An 18,968-nucleotide genomic window follows, 5' to 3' on the forward strand; every position below is an offset into this window, starting at 1 on the left:
TTTTACCGTGATTAATCGAGCCCGTGGCCACCAGATCAGGTTTTGTCGCCAAGCGAGCACTGGCCTTGCGATCGCAGGGCTGATCGTCGCTATGGTCGGCACCGAATTGCCCGTCTATGCCCAAGCCGTTAGTGCCCAGGCCGCTAGTATTGGAGCCGGTTATACCCAGTTGTCGGAGGGGCGTGTAGAGGGAGCGATCGCGACCTTTCAGCGCCTTGTGCAGCAAAATCCTAACAGTGTCGAAGCCCAGCTAGGCTTAGCGATTGCCTACCGCCGGGCCGGACGTGAGGCCGATGCTCTACGGACCTACCAGCAGGTAATTGCTCTAGAGCCTACCAACCGTTTGGCCCTTAACACCCTAGGGCTATTGGGAGAATTTCGGCCTGAGTGGCAGCCTATCGGCATTCAGGCGCTGACTCAACTGTTGCAGCTCGAATCCAATTCGCTAGAAGCCAAGGCTCAGCGGGCCAAGCTCTACTATTATCAAGGGCAATTTTCGGCGGCCCTGGCAGACTATGCCCAGGTGTTGCCCCGCACCAGTGACCCAACTATTTTGGGGCCAGCGGCTGAGGCCCACACCTTTAGCGGCGACTACGCTGCTGGCCTGGCTCTGTTTGAGCGATATCGGGCGGCGGGGGGAGCGATTCAGGGCGATCGCGCGATCGCCTACGCCCAGGCGCTGCGAGAAAGCGGTCAGCTACCCCAGGCAACTCAGCTGCTAGAGCAAGAACTGCGCCGTTCGGGCCATTCTGACACGCAACAGATTCGTCTGCGGGGGGCCTTGGCCAGCACCTACGCCGCTAACCGTCAGTTTCAACCGGCGCTGGAGCTAATTCAGCCGCTGCGCGGTCGCCCTGACTCTCGCCTCACCCTGGCTCGGGCGCTCAATGCCCTGGGCGACTACGGTCAGCAAGCTGGCTATAACCAAGAGTCGGCTAGCCTATACCGGCAGGTTTTAGCCACGTCACCCAATCTTTCCCCTGGGGTGCGTCGGGAGGCCAGCTTTGCCCTCGGCAATTTACCGGAGCATCGCCCTTTGGCCTTACAGCTAGTTGAGCAGCTAGCCCAGGTGCAGCCGGGCGATGCCAGCCTTACCCTTCAACGCCAGCTGTTGAGTTATCAGCTAGGCCAGACTAGCCAGGCTAACCTGGTGCAACAGGTCCGGGCTGCCTTTCCCCAGCTGCCTGCTGACCCTGTGCAGGTGCGCTACCTGGGCCAGCTGTTAAGTCGCCAGACTCCGCCTGTGACCGATCTCTTGCCCCTCTACCAAAGTTTGATTAACGGCGGTGCAACAGAGCCATTTCTGCACTTTCGAGTTGCTCAAATTTTTGCCCAGCAGGGCCGGCTAGCCGAGGCCAGGGCGGCCCTCACGACCTATGCCAGCACCGCCGCTGGCAGCCGTGATCTAGAGACGACGCAACTGTTGCTGGCCGATCTGGAGCGCCGGGAGGGAAATTTGGCCCAGAGTGCCCAGCGCTATCAGAGCCTCTTGAATACGTTTCAGGCTGGCCCCTTGCGAACGGGTGCTATGCAGGGCTTGGCGGCGGTCTACCAAACCCAAGGCCAGTTGCCCCAGGCGATCGCCCTTTACGACTCGCTAATTGCCGCCAACCCCCAAGCGATCGCCTATCCGCTCGGTCGCGCTGCTCTGGCCTACCAGGCTGGGCTGATCTCTGAAGCTCAGGCCACGGCGTTGCTCAGTCAGGGCATGCAGCAACCGGGGGTAATGGCAGCGTTGCCAGAACTGACCTCCCTAGCGGCGGCGCTGCCCCCTGCCGCCGAGCGGGCCGAATTGTACCAAACCCTGCTGGCCAGCGACCCAGGTAACCCTCAGCTCCAACTGCGATCGCTCCAGGTGCTGGCTGCTACTAACCCAACCCAGGCCCAGGCCCAGGCCGCTGCCCTAGTGGCGGCCAACCCGGCCATCCTCGACTGGTATTTTGTGCAAGGCGAAATCGCCCAGCAGACCAGAGCCTACGACACCGCTCGGCAGAGCTATCAAGCCGTGCTGCAGCGACAGCCCAACCAGCAAGACGCTCTGCTGGCCCTAGCCGGACTTGAATTTGAGCTGGGTAACTATCGCCAGGCCGATCAGCTCTACCAACAGACCCTGGCGATGAATAGCCAAAATGCTACGGCTCGCACCGCTCTAGCGGCCCTCAATGCGGTGCAGGGCAAACCGTTAGCGGCCATTCAACAGCTCCAAAACTGGCAACAAGAGCAGATGGCTCTGGGCCAGGCCAATCCTCAGGTAACGCGCCAGATTGAGCAAATTCAAGGCGGTTTGCTGATGCAGCGAGGCATTCAGCCCCCCTGGGAGCGCTTTTAGCCGTGACTCGCAGGGGGTTAATGGCACCTGCGAGATTGATCCAGTTTTATGCCGAACTACTACCCGATATCAAGGCGATCTACCGGTCGGGTTTATAAGGAGACACTATGCGTAATTGGCTCGTTCAATTGAGTTCTTTCAAATATTCTTTCCAATATTATTGGCGCGCTCGATGGCGATCGCTGAGACCCTGGTTTCTGGGGCTGGGCGGGGCATGCTTAATTGCTCTAGTGGGCCTGCTGCCCGCTCTAGCTCAAACGAGCGATGCTGTAAAACAGCAGGAAGACTCGGTCATCCAGCAGTATTCTTTACCTCGATCTACCCCGCCTGCTCCGGTGGTGAGGCCCCCGAGCCGCCCTCCTAGCCCAGCGGCTCGACCGGCCCCGGCTCCGGCTCCCCAGCGATCGACCCCAGCGCCCCCGAGTCGGCCAGCAGCACCGCCCGCGTCGGTGACATCGCCCGCGCCCGCAGCTCCACCGACGCCTACGCCAGCGGTTGCGCCAGAACCAGAACCGACTCCCGCTGCTCCGGCCCTCAGTCAGTACATTCTTCAGTTCAACCGATCGCCGGTCGTGGGCAATGCTCTGCAAATGCAGGGTATTTTGTCCCAGGCACGGTTGGGGTTTACCCGTCCTCGCCACTGGCAGGTGGAGTCGGCCAAAATTCAGATTCGATATCGTCAGTCGCCGGCGCTCTATGCCGATCGCTCCAATCTAACGGTGCGTCTCAACAACCGTCATCTGGGCAGCGTACCCCTCAACCGGGATGCTGACGAGATTGGCAACCTGCTGTTTGACATACCCGCTGACCTAGTCGAAGACTTCAACACCGTGATTATGGAGGTGCAGCAGCACACCTCGGCGGATTGCACTGATCCCAACGACCCTACCCTGTGGACGGAAATTTTGCCTGATTCTCAGGTGGTGTTGAACTACCGCCCCCAGGCCATTGCTTTAGATTTGAGCAACTATCCCTATCCATTTTTAGATCGCCTGGGGTTGGAGGCCGATCGCCTCACCTACCTGCGACCTAAAACCGTTGATAATCTTTGGCTGACGGCCAGTGGTCGCTACCAGGCCGCTGCTAGCCGCCTCAGCAACGGCAGACCGCTGCAAACTCGGCTAGTCGATCAGCTGGAGCAACTCAAGGGGCAAGACCGGCTGGTGATCATTGGTACTCCGGCAGAACAACCGGCCCTGGCGAACCTAGAGCTGCCCTTTGCCCTAGACAATAACCAGGTACTCGATGGCAGCGGTGCACCGCTGCCCAACGGGGTTGGCGTGCTGATGCTGACCACCGCCGCCAACGGAGAGGTGCCAGTGCTGGTGGCCACCGGTAACGATTCGGGGGCCGTCCTGAAAGCTGTGCAGGCGCTAGTGCAGCCTGGCGATCGCCAACTGCTAACGGGTCAGGCCGCGCTGGTGAACCAAGTGGCGGATATCCCGAGTCCTGACCCCAGAGACTGGCCCGGCTACTTGCCCAAAGATGCCCGTCAGCTATTGCTGGGCGATTTGACCACCCAAGACAACCAGCTGTTTCAGGATGTGACGGTCAACGGGTTGCCAGTCCCGCCGCCGGTAGAGATTCCGCTGCGATCGCTGCCCGATGAACAAATGCTGCGGGGCAGTAAATTTACCCTGCGCTATAGCTATGGCCCCGGTATTGACCCACGCCGGTCTTCGGTATCCGTGATGCTCAACGGTCAGGGTATTGGGGGCGAACGGCTGCGATCGGCCAACGGGGGCACTGACTCGGTCACCGTGGATCTTCCCTTGGAACTGATCACCCCGACCTCTAATCTAGCGGTGCAGTTTTACACTTTTCCCAACGTCGCCATTAGCTGTGGCGCACTGCCAGATCAACCGATGTGGGGGACTGTGCACAGCAACAGCAGTCTGGATCTAAACCGGGCTAATGTAGTGCAACTTCCCGATCTCAAGCGCCTGCAAACAGGCTTCCCCCTCACTGCGCCCCAGGATTTATCTCAGACCTCCTTCGTGCTGCCCGCTAGCCCGTCGAATGACGATATTTTGACGCTATTGCAGGTTAGTGGGCGGCTAGGACGATTGAGCCAAGCCCAGTCGGTCAAGCTAGGGGCCTATTTGGCTGACGGATTGTCGACCGAGGCTCGCCAACAGAACCTAGTAGCGATTGGCTTGCAAAGCAACTTTCCGCTGCCAGAGGTAAACCAGAGTGGCTCGGGCTTGGTGTTGCGCCAGCAGTTTGGCCGACAGCTTAACCAAACCCAGATGCAGACATTCTCTGATCAGGCTGGAATCATTCAGGCTCAGGTATCGCCATGGAACAATGAGCGTCTGCTGGTGGGCCTGATGGCGCAACAACCGGCGGGTCTGACTGAGGTGCAGCAAGTCTTCCAAGAAGATGCGCTATTTTCTCGGCTGGCGGGAGATACGGCGATTGTGCAGCGCACTACGCCCAATCCCTCCATCTATAACCAGGCTGACTATCAGATTGTCACCCTGAGTCAGCAGCCTACCCACACCGTCGATCGCCGTGGCCCGATTACCCGTGCGGTTGCCTTTTTGCAGGCGAACTGGATTTTGCTACCCGGCGGCATGGTCATGCTTGCCCTACTGCTCTATGGCCTCTCTCAGCTCTTTCTCAACCGTCTCAGCCGTCCGGAGGGAATCTCATGACTCAGGCTTCTAACTCTGCCCAACGCTCAGGTTTTTGGTTTGTTCGGTTGTTAGATCGCCTACCGCGCTGGCTAGGCTCTCTGCTCGGGGGTACTAGCCAGGGGGGCTTGGCCCTCCTGATCCTGGTTTCGCTAGCGCTGGCTTTGCCGCTGATTGTGACGCCTCTGCCCCTAGGGCAGCAGTTTTGGCTGGCCGCCATATTACTGCTGTTGGGTTGGGGCCTGGTGCAGCTAGAGCAGCGTTACCAGGAGAGTCGCCTGAGTGAACAACTCCACCTGCTGTTGGTATGGCTGAGTGTTGTGGTTACCTTGCGCTACCTCTGGTATCGCACCTTTAACACCCTCAACTTTGATGGCTGGCTGAACGGCATCTTTAGCCTACTGCTCTACGCGGCTGAGCTGTATGCGATCGCCACTCTGCTGCTGGCCTATTTCCAGACGCTCAAAATTCGCAACCGTCAGCCGATCAGCATGGCCCATGTGCCACCCCAGCAGTGGCCCGCTGTCGATATTTATATCCCCACCTACAACGAAGACATCGAAATTGTCCGTAAGACGGTACTGGCGGCTATGGCCATTGACTATCCGGCAGGCAAAAAAGAAGTCTATGTGCTTGATGACGGACGCAAATATCCTCAGCGGCGAGAGGAACTGCGGCAGATGTGTGCCCATTTTGGCTGCTACCTGATGACTCGCGATAACAACGACCACGCCAAGGCTGGCAACATTAACCATGCCCTGGTGCGCACCCCCGGCGAGCTGGTGCTGATCTTAGACTGCGACCACATTCCCTGTCGCAGCATTTTGCAAGAGACCGTCGGCTTTTTTCTCAAGCCGACGGTCTCTCTAGTGCAAACCCCCCACTGGTTTTACAATCCCGATCCCTTTGAGCGCAACTTGCTTACCCAGGGCAAAATTCCGGTGGGCAATGAGCTGTTTTATAAGGTGCTGCAAAAGGGTAACGACTTCTGGAATGCTTCGTTTTTTTGTGGTTCAGCAGCGGTGGTGCGCAAGAGCCATCTGCTAGAAGTGGGGGGAATTGCCGTAGAGACGGTTACCGAAGACTGTCACACGTCCCTCCGACTGCACGGCAAGGGCTACGAGACGGTGTACTACGACAAGATCATGGTGGCTGGGCTAGCGCCAGAGAAGTTTTCTTCCTACGTCGGTCAGCAGGTCCGCTGGGCTAGGGGCATGGCGCAAATTCTGCGGCTTGAGTGGCCCATTTTTAACCGCACCCTCACTATTCCTCAGCGTATTTGCTACACCTCGGCTACTACCCACTTTTTCTTTGGTTTTCCGCGGCTGATGTATGCGATCGCTCCCATTGTCTTTTTGGTGTTTGGCATTAACTCGGTGCGTGGTCTGGGCTTAGAGACGCTTACCTATGCTCTGCCTTCTATCCTGATTGCGCTCAATGCTAACTACATTGTGCACAAGGGTGTGCGTTTCTCTTTCTGGAACGAAATCTTTGAGTATGCCATGGCGTTTCAGGATGGCTTAGTTACCTTGATGGCTCTAGTCAATCCTAAAATGGGCAGCTTCAACGTCACCGATAAGGGATTGCAGGTTGCAAAACGCAGTTTTGACTGGAGCTCGGTACAAATTCTCTTGATCATCGGTGGTTTCAGTTTGCTGGGCCTGTTTCTAATTCCCTATTGGTTGATTACCGATTTGCAAGATGCCGATGCGGTAATCATTAATGCCGTCTGGTGTGTTGTCAATGTGCTGTTGTTGAGTGCTGCCGTGCTGGTGGCTTTAGAGCAACCGCAACTTCGCCAATCTCACCGCCTCGATCGCCGTTTGACCGCTACTCTGTTTTCTGGGGAGAACACCCTGCAGGGCACTACCCTCGACATTAGCGAAACCGGTGCCCGGGTGCTACTCGCTGACTGGCCCAACTTGCCCGACGTCGTTGATATTGAACTGCAGGGCGACACCAGCAGCCGTGTATGTTTGACGGCCCAGGTGCTGCGGGTAAACCCCCAATCTGAGCGCGAGGTTGTGGTTACCCTGGCCTTTGAGAACATGACTGCGGCCCAGCAGGATGCTCTTATCTTGGTGTTGTACTCTGACGTGCAGGAATGGTATTCGCAGGTGCGCAGCCAGGCTGACCGGCCCCTAGAGTCAATTCGTTTTTTGATCACCAGCCTGCTGCGGGTGTTTCACGATCCGCAGCCCTCCCAAGCGGTGCCTGTGTTTAAACAGGTGACTGCGCCAGCCCAGCTCTACAGTCACGGCCACTATCTAGATGCCGTCGCCTGTGCCATCAATAGCCGTGGGCTACAGGCGGTGTTAAAACATGACCATCCGCTGATTCTGCATCCAGAAATCTTTGGCCCCGGAGAGCCCGTCGGGTTAGCGATGAAAAATGGCAATGGTGAGCTAGTACGTGTGGTAGCTCACCTCGATCATATCCATCGATCTGAGCAAGAAACCCGGATCGAGCTAGGCTTTCCCAAAGTACTAGACATGCAGCAGTCTGAGCGAATTAAGGCTCTGATGCAGGATTGAGCGATCGCATAGCCCTGGGATAGAGCTAGGTCTCTAGGTTGTGGTCAGGTAGGTTAAGGTAAAGCAGCACAAAGCCTACGCAACCAATAAATCGAAAGGCCGGCTGTTGTCCATTCCAGTCGGCTGATTGCCACATGGTGAACCACTCGCCGGCAACCACCATAAACCCCACAAACCAGAACAGAAAGGCCAGGGTTAACCCGTAGGTGGCGGTGGTTTTAGCCCGATTAAAGGTGACGCCATCTTCCCCAATCGCCTGGAAGAGTGCCGTTGCGCCTCCCAGGCACAGCAGCGCGATCGCCCCCTCAATCACCATAATGACGGCATAGATGATCTGGTGTAGCTGGGGCGACGCGATCGCCCGCCAGGTCAACCGGCTCTCTGGCAAGACCGTATCCATGGTGAGCACATGCTGAATGTATTGAAAATTGGCGTTGTAATCGGTCAGGTTGTTCAATACGATCACTGCCGCCAACAGGCCAATAGACGCCACCAGTAGAGTTTTTGAAATTCGAACCGCCATAGAATTTAGATGAAAACGTAAACGCTGCTGCGGGAGCATTCTTTCATTGAAAACTATTCTGGAACTCTTGCGTGGGGGCTTGGTGGTATCGTGCCAAGCCCCCGCCGAGTCACCCCTGCACCGGGCTGAGGTGATTGCCGCCATGGCTGAGGCGGCTCTGCTTAACGGGGCGGTTGGGGTACGTATCGATAGCCCTGACCACATTCAGGCGGTGCGGGCCGGTAGCGATCGCCCGATCATTGGCCTTTGGAAGCAGGTGATACCACCCTCTGCGGTCTATATCACGCCTCAGTTTCACCATGCGGCCGCCGTAGCCCAGGCCGGTGGCGACATCATTGCGATCGATGCCACCGATCGCCCGCGCCCAGGTGATGAAACCCTGGCCGATCTAATTCAACAGATTCACGATCGCCTGGGAAAACCCGTGATGGCCGATATCGATACCCTCGACAATGCTCTCAAGGCCATAGATGCCGGCGCAGACTGCGTCGGCACTACCCTGTTTGGCTACACCGCAGCTACCCAGACTGAGGCACCGCCTGGGCTGGCGCTGCTTCAAGACCTGGTGCAGCAATGCTCGGTGCCAGTCATCTGTGAAGGGGGCATTGCCTCTCCGGCCCAGGCCCGACAGGCCCTTGATTTAGGGGCCTACGCCGTGGTTGTTGGCACGGCAATCACCGGGATTGATAGCTTGGTCAAGGGATATGTTGAGACTCTTACCTAGCTATACCCATCAATAAAAACTGGGGCGAAGAGGATGTTCCCCTCGCCCCAGTTCGATAAAATCTACTGCTCGTGAAGCCTACATAGCAGAGCCAACACCAGCGTAGGCACCGTAGAAAAAGAGACCTACTACAACCAGTACGCCAGTACCGGCAACGGTTGCCACAATCCACAACGGAATTCGTCCACTCTGAAGCATGATATCGACCTCCTACTAATCTGGTAAGTAACCCAACACAGTCTGAACAGCCCAGGGCTGCGCGCTACGGCAACTAGCTCAACCTAGTTGAAGAAGTAGCTAGAAAACAGCAGGCCGAGGACGAAAACCATCAACAAACCTAGAAATAGGGATGTGCGGTTCAGTTCTACAGGTTGCTTGTTAGGATTTGGACTACGTTCCATGGTTTTCTCTTATCGTTGAATAAACTGCATTGCCGCGATCGCCCCGAGGAAAAAGACGCTGGGTACCCCTAGGGTATGCACGGCCAGCCAGCGCACGGTGAAGATCGGGTAGGTGATTTGATCGTTAGGAGAATTGCTTTGCATAGGTTCAATCAAACGTTGGAATAATTAAAGCGCTATCGATTCGAGAACATGTCGATCTGATCTTTCGCTTCAAAGCGATCGGTCACGATCGGCAGCTGCATTTGGTTGTCGGGGTAATAGTCGTTGGGTCGGGGTGTGCCAAAAGCATCGTAGGCCAGGCCAGTGCTGACAAACAGCCAACCCGCAATAAACAGCATGGGAATGGTAATGCTATGGATAATCCAGTAGCGAATACTCGTTACGATGTCGCCAAACGGGCGCTCACCTGTAGAACCTGCCATATCAACGTCTCCTCTCTGAACGCGAAGAATCTGATCTAATCATAGAGAACGCCGGAAACCCTAACAAGCTATTTTGACGAAGTTCCCGGAAGTTTCCCTAGACAGTCTCTGGACTGTACTTGAGAATGGTGCCCTGCTGACCCAAGATAAAGCCTTTGTCGGGGCCTAAAAATTTGACCTTGTAAAAGTTAGAGGGCACATCGCCAACCGATTGATCCTTAAACCAGGTCTCACCGCCATCAAAGCTGCACAGCAGGTTGCCGCCGCCCCCGGTCACCCAAACCTCATTAGCGGTGCGAAAAGCCATATCGAGCAGTCCCCAGCTTGTACCAAACTCAGGGCTAAGTGCCTCGGTGAAGTCATCGGAAGCGCGGCTGTTAGAAAACCGCACCTGGCCGCCTCGGGCGATTACCCAGAGCTTGCCATCCTTATCAAACCCCATATTTTGTAGCCGCCTTGAGTTCTGGCGATTGTGGGGAATCCACTGGTCTTGGCCTACCGCCCAGGTCGAGTAAAAGTTGCCCCGAGACGACACGGCCACATAGCGACCATCATCGGAGCGCACCATGTTGCGCACAACGCCCACAGCCCCTTGCACCAGAGCTTTCCAGGTGCGTCCGCCGTCTTCGGTGCGATAGATAGCACCGATGTCGGTGGCCAACTCAGCCGACTTAGGCCCCACCGCCGTGATCAAGAAGGGCGAACCCGGCAGCTCTTTGCTTAAGGGCACGTTTTCCCAAGTTGTGCCGCCATCGGGCGTGTGCAGCAACACCGATGGAATCCCTGTAACCCAGCCCTCTTCCCCAGCAAAGTCGACTGAGGTAAACGTGTAGGGCTGATCGCCTAAGGCAAGTTCGCGGACTTTCCACGTCTCGCCCCCATCCTTGGTTTCAAGCAGGGTGTTGCGGTTGCCTACGATCCAGCCGTGGTTGGCGTCTTGGGTAAAGGCGACATCCGCCAAGGTGGCTTCTATTGGCACATTGACGAGCTCCCAAGGATGCACATCTGCGTCCGCCAAAAAGTAACCCGAGCAGCCGGTTGCTAGCACTACAGCTACCAGCATCACCAGGCCTCGCTTCAACCAGTCAAACGCAGCGTGCATAAATAATCAGAGCCCGTACTTTACTAAACAACAGTTCAAGAACAATCCGAGTTAAACCAGCGTAGAGCAAATTTTGCTCTCCCAAGTCCCCAGAGCCATTACTGAGCCACTTTCACCGCAAAAGAGCCCAGCGCCCCTACCTTAAGCCGTAGAGGCTAATAAAAAAGATGAAACCCAGCGCTAGAGCGCTAAAAATCAAAACATTTTTCTGCGCCGGAGTTAGGCGATTTACGCCCAGGCCGTAGTTCAGGTTTTCTTTAAATCCAGAAGGAGCATTGACGGGGCCGATATTGCTGAACTGCTTCTTAGAGGCCCCACACACCGGGCAGCGCCAGTTGATAGGGAGATCCTCAAAGGCTGTGCCTTGAGAAATCTTGGCCCGGCTGTCACCCTTCACCGGTTCGTAGGAGTAGCCACAGGCGCGGCACTCGTAGCAGTCCATTTCCTCTGGAGTCAGGACGGCAACCTCAGGAGCGCCCCCGTCAGGGACAGGAATCTCCTGCGAAGCAGCGGCTAAATTTTCAGGTTCAGGCAAATTAGCCGAAGGCTCAGACTCAACACTCATAGGACCAAGACACCTTAAGTTCAGCAAGAGCTAGAGGGGCAATGGGTAAAGTCTGCCCGTTTAAGACACTCTGACGGCTTGCCCAGGGCAAAAAGCTCGTTGTAAACAATTATGACACAGTTGGGCCGCTCGGCTCATGTAGACTAAGCCGCGTTCAAACTGGGCGATCGCACCCCCGTACTCCAGGTGCCCGGCCAACTCTGCTCCTGGTTTTTCAGCTAAATTGGCTTAGAATACACCTGAAGCGCATGGGCTGTTAATTCTTAGCTCTTGCTGTGTGTACTAGCTTCTAGGGTGGTGAACCTGTGTTCGTCTTATCTGGCTACGAGTATTTTTTAGTCTTTTTACTCATATCCTGTCTGGTGCCGGTGGCGGCCTTGACAGCCTCTAAATTGCTACGCCCGATCAGCCGTGGCCCCGCTCGCAGAACCACCTACGAGTCGGGTATGGAACCCATTGGGGGTGCGTGGATCCAGTTCAACATTCGCTACTATATGTTTGCCCTGGTCTTCGTGATCTTCGATGTAGAAACGGTGTTCTTGTATCCCTGGGCGGTGGCATTTAATCAGCTGGGCTTGTTAGCCTTTATAGAGGCACTGATTTTTATTGCCATCTTAGTTGTCGGTCTTGTGTACGCCTGGCGCAAAGGAGCCTTGGAATGGTCATGAATCCCCCTTCTGCTGCTGATCAGACTGGTCTGGCCCCAGGGGAAAGGCTGGCCAACCCTGCTGCTCCCCCAGCAATCACCCATGATCTGTCTGAAAATGTCATTCTGACGACCGTTGATGACCTCTACAACTGGTGTCGGCTGTCTAGCCTGTTTCCGCTGCTCTACGGCACCGCCTGTTGCTTCATTGAGTTTGCGGCGTTAATTGGCTCCCGGTTTGACTTTGACCGGTTTGGGCTACTGCCTCGGGCCAGTCCCCGGCAGGCTGATTTAATTATTACTGCTGGTACGGTAACCATGAAGATGGCCCCAGCTCTAGTGCGGCTCTACGAGCAGATGCCCGATCCTAAGTACGTGATTGCGATGGGAGCCTGCACCATTACCGGCGGTATGTTTAGCACCGACTCACCTTCGGCGGTACGTGGAGTTGACAAATTAATTCCGGTAGATGTGTACATTCCAGGTTGCCCGCCGCGACCTGAGGCCATCATTGACGCCATCATTAAGCTGCGTAAGAAGGTGGCCACCGAATCGATGCAAGATCGGGCTTACACCCTACAAACCCACCGCTTTTACGAACGCAGTCACGACCTCAAGACGGTGCCTCCGATTTTGACCGGACAGTACCTCCAGATGGGCACCCACTCCACGCCTCCGAAGGAGTTGATGGAGGCGATGGGGATGCCGATTCCTGAGACCGTGGCTGAGCTGGCCCCTGAACGTGAGGATTCCTAAATGGCTGAATCAGATACTCAATCGCCTTCCCCTGAACCATCGTCTGAGGGTAGCTCGGCACCTTTGGTCGAAGCTGGGGCAACCTCTAGCTGGCTTACGGAAAATGGGTTTGACCATGATCTAGAACCTCGAGATCACTTAGGGGTCGAGATTATTAAGGTTAACCCTCAATTTTTAATCCCCATTTGCACGGCGCTGTACGCCTACGGCTTTAATTATCTTCAGTGCCAGGGGGCCTACGATGATGGCCCTGGCAAAGACCTGGTGAGCTTTTATCACCTAATCAAGCTGGACGACAACGTCGATCGGCCCGAGGAAGTGCGCGTGAAGGTGTTTTTGCCTCGCCACGACCCTCGGGTGCCCTCGGTGTACTGGATTTGGAAAGCCGCTGACTGGCAAGAGCGGGAGAGCTACGATATGTACGGCATTATTTACGAAGGGCATCCCAATCTTAAGCGGTTGCTAATGCCAGAAGACTGGGTAGGCTGGCCCCTGCGTAAAGATTACATTTCCCCAGATTTCTACGAACTTCAAGATGCCTACTAAGGCAACGTTGAAAAAGGCTACCCCAGGGTGGCCTTTTTGTTGCCCAAAAATCACCTTAGCTGTGAGACAGGCGGGTGACAAAGCTGCGGAGGCACTCCCCGACAGGGTAAGATCTGACCTTGATTGAGCAAGTGAGAGGACAGACCCCTGAAAACCCGCGTTATTATCGTGCGCCACGGGCAGAGCACCTACAACCAGCTAAAGCGTATCCAAGGCCACTGCGACGAATCAGAATTGACCCCGATGGGCGAGGCCCAGGCATTGCAGGTGGGGCAGGCTCTGGCAGGCATTCCCTTTGATGCGGTATGGGCTAGCCCTCTCAAGCGCGCCCGCAAGACAGCAGAGCTGATCGTCAGTGAGCTACAAAAGGCCACGCCTGGGCTGGCAGCCCCTACCTTTACCGATGAGCTCAAGGAAATTAGCCTGCCGCTGTGGGAGGGGATGGCGTTTACCGAGGCGGAGGGCCAGTATGCCGAAAGCTTTTATCAGTGGCGCACTGACCCAGCCAACTTTGTGATGGCTGTGCCCCACCCGGAAGGGACTACGGTTGATTTTTATCCCATTCGTGAGCTGTACCAGCAGGCGGCCCGGTTTTGGCAGGGGTTGCTGGCTCAACACCAGGGCCAAACTCTTTTGGTGGTGGCCCATAGCGCTATTAATCGAGCGTTGATTAGCACTGCCATTGGCCTAGGGCCAGAATACTTTAACAACCTGAATCAGTCTAACTGTAGTATCAGTGTGCTGAACTTTGCCGGGGGCTGGCCGAGCCCCGTGCAGGTGGAGGCGATGAATTTGACCAGTCATCTGGGCGACCCGCTGCCCGCCATGCGCCAGGGACACCGGGGGCCACGCATGCTGCTGGTGCGCCACGGTGAAACGGAGTGGAACCGGCAGGGGCGTTTTCAGGGGCAGATAGATGTACCGCTGAATGACAATGGTCGAGCCCAGGGGGCGAAGGCGGCGGCGTTTCTTCAGCCGGTGGCGATTGATGCAGCCTATACCAGCTTTATGGCCCGGCCTAGGGAAACCGCTGAACTTATTCTTCAGCACCACCCAGGCTTAACGCTGCACGCCGTAAATGAGCTGCAAGAAATTAGCCACGGTGAGTGGGAAGGACTGTTTGAGGCCGAGATTGAGGGAGGCTATCCGGGGATGCTGGAGCAGTGGCAGAGTGCGCCGGAAACGGTACAGATGCCAGGCGGCGAAAATTTAGAGCAGGTCTGGCATCGCTCCATTGCGGCTTGGAAGCAAATTGTGGCGGCTCACAGTGGTGGCGATGCGGTGCAGACTGTGCTGGTGGTCGCCCACGATGCGGTGAATAAAGCCTTGCTGTGCCATGTGCTGGGGATGGGGCCAGAGTCGTTTTGGCGCTTTAAGCAGGGTAATGGCGCGGTCAGCGTGATTGATTACCCCAACGGCATTGACAGCGCTCCGGTGCTGACCACAGCCAACATCACTATTCATCTGTCGGGCAGCGTGTTAGATAAAACCGCAGCGGGGGCACTGTGACGGGGGTTCAGCTCATTCAGCAGGTGCGAGTGCTGGATGCGGTGACGCAAACCGACCAGGTGGCTGATGTATTGATTCGGCAGGGGATGATTGAGGCGATCGCCCCGGTTCTTTCGGATATTCCCGCTGGGGGCGAGGTGGTAGCGGGGCAGGGCAAAGTGCTCATGCCCGGCCTGGTAGATTTGTACAGCCACTCCGGTGAGCCTGGCCATGAGTCGAGGGAAACCCTGGAGTCTTTGCTGAAGGCGGGGCGGGCGGGCGGCTTTACCCGGCTGGGAATTTTACCGGATACTGAACCCGCCATTGACCACCCGGCCATGGTAGATCAGCTGCTGATTCGCCAGCGAAGCTTGGCCTTAAACCATGCTTCGTTGCCCCATCTGTATGTTTGGGGGGCGCTGACCCAAGCGGCCCAGGGGCAGCAAATGGTGGAGCTGGCCGAATTGGCGGCGGCTCCCATTGTGGGCTTTGCCGATGGGCGGGCCATTCAAAATCTGTTGCTGGTGAAGCGGCTGTTGCAATACCTTCAGCCCTGGGGTAAACCGGTAGCGCTGTGGAGCTGCGATCGCACCCTCCGAGACAGCGGCGTTGCTCGCGACGGCCCATTCTCGCTGATCTACGGTCTAGTGGGTGATCCGGCCAGTTCTGAAACCGCTGCTCTAGCCGCCCTGCTAGAATGCGTGGCTGAGGTTGGTACCCCCGTGCACCTGATGCGCATTTCCACGGCACGCGGGGTGGAGCTGGTGCGCCAGGCCAAGGCCCAAGGACTGCCCGTGACCGCTAGCACCTCCTGGATGCATCTGCTGTTGAGCGCCCAGGATTTGCACAGCTATGACCCCAATCTGCGGCTGGCCCCGCCCCTGGGCAACCCCGAGGACCGGCTGGCGCTGGTGGCGGGGGTAAAGGCGGGGGTAATCGATGCGATCGCCATTGACCATACCCCCCACACCTACGAAGACAAGACCGTGGGCTTTCCCTCGGCCCCGCCCGGTGCCATTGGCCTAGAGCTGGCTTGGCCCCTGTTGTGGGATGCCTTCGTCACCCAGGGGGACTGGTCGCCCCTGACTCTAGTGCAGGCGCTGAGCACCCATCCTGCTCGCTGTTGGGGCCAGACGCCGCCCACGCTGCAAGTCGATCAGCCCGCCGAAATGGTGCTGTTTAACCCCGGTGAAACCTGGACGGTGACGGCCTCTAACCTCTGCTCGCTTTCGGCCAATACGCCCTGGCTGGGGCAGACGCTACCAGGGCGCATCGTCAGGACGTGGGTGCCGGCCCGCTAGCGCGGGCGAGCTTTCTGGTAATTGGGGTGCGATCTACTTGGCGTCCATCCAGTTGAGGCCAGCATGGGCTTCGACCTTGAGGGGCACTTTGAGCTTCACCGCTGACTCCATCACGGCAATCAGCTTGGGCTCCAACTCGCTCCATTCGTCGGGAGGCACTTCAAACACCAGTTCGTCGTGGACTTGTAGCAGCAGGTTGGCCTGGTAATCTTTCAGCAGCTCGTGCAGCCGAATCATGGCGATTTTGATGATGTCGGCGCTGCTGCCCTGGATCGGGGCGTTGGCGGCGGCTCTTAGCATGCCCGCGTCGTAGCCGTTGGTGCGCAGTGAGTCTAAGTCAATGGCAGCGGGGTCGGTGCCTTGGAGCGATCGCAGCTTGCCATCGGTAAAGTTGAAGTAGCGCCGCCTGCCGCAGATGGTTTGCACGTAGCCCTGGGCGATCGCCTCCCGCTGCATCTGTTGTAGATATTCAAACACCTTGGGGTAGCGATCGTAGTAGCGATCGATAAAGATCTTGGCCTCGCTGCGGCTCACCCCGGCCTCGCGGGCAAAGCGCACCGACCCCATGCCGTAGATAATGCCAAAATTGATCACCTTGCCCGCCCGGCGCTCTTCGGCAGTGATCTCGTCTTTTTCGAAGAGCAGTTTGGCGGTCAGGGTGTGGACATCGTCATTGGTGTTGTAGGCCTCCACCAGCACTGGCTCACCGCTGAGGTGAGCCAGAATGCGCAGCTCAATCTGGGAGTAGTCGGCCGCCACCAGCCGCCATCCGGTGGCAGGGATGAACGCCGCTCGAATTTTACGGCTAAAGGCGGTGCGAATCGGAATGTTTTGCAGGTTAGGGTTTGACGACGACAGCCGTCCGGTAGCCGTCACCGCCTGGTTAAAGTCGGTGTGCACCCGGTGGGTGTCGGGGCGAATCAGGGTGGGCAGGGCATCGACGTAGGTCGATTTTAGCTTCGACAGGGTGCGGTGCTCGACTACCAGATCGACCACAGCGTGGTCACCCTGGAGCTTTTCGAGGGTTGCCGCATCGGTAGAGTAGCCGCCAGATTTGTTTTTGCGCGACTTGCGCTTATCGAGGCCCAGCTTTTCAAAAAACAGCGCGCTCAGCTGCTTGGGCGACCCTAGGTTAAAGGTTTCCCCGGCGGCCTCGTAGGCGGTTTGCTCAAGGCGGGCCAGATCGGTTTCGAGTTGCTGAGAGAAGCTGGCTAGGTAGTCGGGGTCAACACGAATGCCGCTGCACTCCATTTCGGCCAGCACCGGCTCAAGGGGTAGCTCAATGGCGGTGAACAGGGCTTTGAGATCCGGCAGCTGGTCGAGCTCGGCCTGGAGCTGGGGCACCAGCAGGTAGGTCGTGTGTACGTCGGCCCCACAGTAGTGGGCGACCTCGGCGATCGCGATCTCAGCAATGGTTTTGCCCTTAGGTACCAAGTCTTCGTAGCTCTGGGCCACCATATTCAGGTAGCGCAGGCTGAGGTCAGTGAGGTTGTGGGTGGCCTCGGGGTTGAGCACATAGCTGGCCAGCATGGTGTCGAAAACTACCCCCGCCAGATTTAGGCCCTGGTGGCGCAGCACGAGGCGATCGTACTTGGCATTTTGCAGCGCCTTGGGAAACTCGTCGCTCTCAAGTACCGGGCGTAGGGCTTCTAGCACCATCGCCAGTGGTAAATGCTGGCCCTCGGTGTGGCCCACCGGAATGTAGGCCATCTCGTCGCGGCCTGTGCCCCAGCAGCAGCCAATGCCCACTAAAGTGGCATCTCTCGGTTCTAATGAGGTGGTCTCGGTGTCCCAGGCGACGGGGGCTTGGGGGTCTTTTTGCTCCGAGAGAATATCGAGCAGTTCGTAGAGTTGGGCTTCGGTTGTGATGATCCAAGGGGCGATCGCCACCTCATCTACCCCCTGGGCACTGTCGGTTTCTTCTGCTGTGAAGAAGGCCACATCCGCGCCGCCAGTATCCTCAAAGCGGCTGGAACGACGGGGTTCTGGGCTGCGATCGCCCCCACTCAGTGCCTGGCTTGCCTTCGCCGCCGTCTCTGCCGCCGCTGCGCCACCAAACGCAGTTTGCAGCTTGCCCAGACGATTGACAAAATTTTGAAATTCCAGCTTCTTCAGCGCCGGAATCACCCGGTCGGGGTCAAAGCCTTCTAGCTTGCAGGTGGCTAAGTCAATGGGCAGATCGACATCGGTGATGATCTTGGCCAGATAGCGCGAGTGATAGGCCGACTCTTTGCCCTCAATCAGCTTTTTCTGGGTGGCCCCTTTAATATTGTCGATGTCAGCGTAGATGGCATCGAGGTCACCGTACTCGTTGAGCAGTTTTACAGCCGTTTTTTCACCAATCCCCTTTACCCCAGGAATATTGTCTGACTTGTCGCCACAGAGTGCTTTATAGTCCACTACTTGGGCGGGGAAAATATTGAGTTTGTCTTTTACATCCTGAATTTTGAATTCTTGGATCAGGGTATTTTTAACCGTGCTCAAGTGCAGTACGGTGATGCACTCGTCGGGGTCAATTAGCTGAAACAGATCCTGGTCGCCGCTGAGAATTTTGACGCAAAACCCCTCTCTCAGGGCCTTGGTGGCCAGGGTGCCGATCACATCGTCGGCCTCAAATCCGGGGGCCACGTAGATATTTAGGCCAAAGTCGGTGAGCAGGGTTTTAAGGTTCTGCACGTCTTCGACAAAGCCCTCGGGTGCTTCAGGCCGACCGTCTTTATAGGTGCTGTCTGCCGTGTGGCGAAAAGTGGGCTGGTCGAGGTCAAAGGCGACGGCGGCATACTGGGGCTTTTCGACCTCCATCATGTCGAGCAAAGACTTTAAGAAGCCGTAGCACACGCTGGTGGGAATGCCCGTGGAGGTGCGCAAGCCACCATCGGCATTTTTAGCAAAGGCATAGTAGGAGCGAAAGGCCAGGGAGTGGCCATCGACGAGCATGAGGGTGGGCTTGTCGGCCTGGGATGGAGTTGCTGCCACAGCGGTTTCTTGGGGT

General features: G+C 57.0%; 17 protein-coding genes. 9 read left to right on the forward strand and 8 right to left on the reverse strand.

Annotation, left to right across the window (positions count from 1 at the left end; genetic code table 11):
* Window positions 1-7 precede the first annotated feature (7 nt).
* The 3 genes from RRF56_RS20640 to bcsA all read left to right on the forward strand — a co-directional run bounded on the left by RRF56_RS20640 (window position 8) and on the right by bcsA (window position 7,499).
* Window positions 8-2,329, forward strand: coding sequence for a tetratricopeptide repeat protein (locus RRF56_RS20640; protein WP_317035040.1), 2,322 nt, complete (start codon window positions 8-10; stop codon window positions 2,327-2,329).
* 107 nt (window positions 2,330-2,436) lie between these two features.
* Entirely contained in the window at window positions 2,437-4,986 is a 2,550-nt protein-coding gene (locus RRF56_RS20645; protein ID WP_317035041.1) for a cellulose biosynthesis cyclic di-GMP-binding regulatory protein BcsB, read from the forward strand.
* Window positions 4,983-7,499, forward strand: coding sequence for a UDP-forming cellulose synthase catalytic subunit (gene bcsA / locus RRF56_RS20650; RefSeq protein WP_317035042.1), 2,517 nt, complete (start codon window positions 4,983-4,985; stop codon window positions 7,497-7,499). Before RRF56_RS20645 ends, bcsA begins: the two co-directional genes overlap by 4 nt.
* Before the next feature lie 25 nt (window positions 7,500-7,524).
* Here bcsA and RRF56_RS20655 read toward each other — a convergent pair whose 3' ends face one another.
* Window positions 7,525-8,022, reverse strand: coding sequence for a DUF2165 domain-containing protein (locus tag RRF56_RS20655; protein WP_317035043.1), 498 nt, complete (start codon window positions 8,020-8,022; stop codon window positions 7,525-7,527).
* A 46-nt stretch (window positions 8,023-8,068) separates the two neighbouring features.
* On the opposite strand from RRF56_RS20655, the gene RRF56_RS20660 reads away from it, so the two are divergent.
* Complete coding sequence (locus tag RRF56_RS20660) at window positions 8,069-8,746, forward strand: N-acetylmannosamine-6-phosphate 2-epimerase (protein ID WP_317035044.1); 678 nt, start codon at window positions 8,069-8,071, stop codon at window positions 8,744-8,746.
* A gap of 78 nt (window positions 8,747-8,824) precedes the next feature.
* Here the strand turns inward: RRF56_RS20660 and RRF56_RS20665 are convergent, their stop codons facing one another.
* The 6 genes from RRF56_RS20665 to RRF56_RS20690 form a co-directional block, all read right to left on the reverse strand.
* Entirely contained in the window at window positions 8,825-8,944 is a 120-nt protein-coding gene (locus RRF56_RS20665; protein ID WP_071527210.1) for a photosystem II reaction center protein J, read from the reverse strand.
* Window positions 8,945-9,027: 83 nt separating this feature from the next.
* Window positions 9,028-9,147: a photosystem II reaction center protein L gene (locus tag RRF56_RS20670; RefSeq protein WP_317035045.1), complete on the reverse strand. Its 120-nt coding sequence runs from the start codon at window positions 9,145-9,147 to the stop codon at window positions 9,028-9,030.
* A gap of 9 nt (window positions 9,148-9,156) precedes the next feature.
* Entirely contained in the window at window positions 9,157-9,291 is a 135-nt protein-coding gene (gene psbF, locus RRF56_RS20675; protein ID WP_317035046.1) for a cytochrome b559 subunit beta, read from the reverse strand.
* 32 nt (window positions 9,292-9,323) lie between these two features.
* A complete protein-coding gene (gene psbE / locus RRF56_RS20680) occupies window positions 9,324-9,572 on the reverse strand; it encodes a cytochrome b559 subunit alpha (RefSeq protein ID WP_317035047.1) in 249 nt (82 codons plus the stop codon).
* A gap of 97 nt (window positions 9,573-9,669) precedes the next feature.
* Complete coding sequence (locus RRF56_RS20685; RefSeq protein ID WP_317035048.1) at window positions 9,670-10,674, reverse strand: photosynthesis system II assembly factor Ycf48; 1,005 nt, start codon at window positions 10,672-10,674, stop codon at window positions 9,670-9,672.
* A 136-nt stretch (window positions 10,675-10,810) separates the two neighbouring features.
* Entirely contained in the window at window positions 10,811-11,116 is a 306-nt protein-coding gene (locus RRF56_RS20690) for a rubredoxin (RefSeq protein WP_410510655.1), read from the reverse strand.
* Window positions 11,117-11,544: 428 nt separating this feature from the next.
* Here RRF56_RS20690 and ndhC point away from each other — a divergent pair, with 428 nt between their 5' ends.
* The 5 genes from ndhC (at window position 11,545) to RRF56_RS20715 (ending at window position 15,976) form a co-directional block, all read left to right on the forward strand.
* Complete coding sequence (gene ndhC, locus RRF56_RS20695; RefSeq protein ID WP_317035050.1) at window positions 11,545-11,907, forward strand: photosynthetic/respiratory NAD(P)H-quinone oxidoreductase subunit C; 363 nt, start codon at window positions 11,545-11,547, stop codon at window positions 11,905-11,907.
* Window positions 11,898-12,641: an NADH dehydrogenase subunit K gene (locus tag RRF56_RS20700; RefSeq protein WP_410510500.1), complete on the forward strand. Its 744-nt coding sequence runs from the start codon at window positions 11,898-11,900 to the stop codon at window positions 12,639-12,641. Before ndhC ends, RRF56_RS20700 begins: the two co-directional genes overlap by 10 nt.
* Window positions 12,642-13,187 carry an NAD(P)H-quinone oxidoreductase subunit J gene (locus RRF56_RS20705; protein WP_317035052.1) on the forward strand — a complete coding sequence of 182 codons (546 nt, stop codon included), beginning with the start codon at window positions 12,642-12,644 and terminating at the stop codon, window positions 13,185-13,187.
* 168 nt (window positions 13,188-13,355) lie between these two features.
* A complete protein-coding gene (locus tag RRF56_RS20710) occupies window positions 13,356-14,696 on the forward strand; it encodes a histidine phosphatase family protein (RefSeq protein WP_317035053.1) in 1,341 nt (446 codons plus the stop codon).
* The gene (locus RRF56_RS20715; RefSeq protein ID WP_317035054.1) at window positions 14,693-15,976 is read left to right on the forward strand and encodes a dihydroorotase; all 1,284 of its coding nucleotides are present in this window, start codon (window positions 14,693-14,695) and stop codon (window positions 15,974-15,976) included. The genes RRF56_RS20710 and RRF56_RS20715 overlap by 4 nt, the downstream gene beginning before the upstream one ends.
* Before the next feature lie 33 nt (window positions 15,977-16,009).
* Here RRF56_RS20715 and polA read toward each other — a convergent pair whose 3' ends face one another.
* Window positions 16,010-18,913 (reverse strand): DNA polymerase I, encoded by a 2,904-nt coding sequence (gene polA / locus RRF56_RS20720; protein WP_410510656.1) that lies wholly within the window; start codon window positions 18,911-18,913, stop codon window positions 16,010-16,012.
* Window positions 18,914-18,968: the final 55 nt, after the last annotated feature.

Origin of the sequence: Nodosilinea sp. E11 (genome assembly GCF_032813545.1) — a bacterium.
In the GTDB taxonomy this organism is placed as follows: domain Bacteria; phylum Cyanobacteriota; class Cyanobacteriia; order Phormidesmidales; family Phormidesmidaceae; genus Nodosilinea.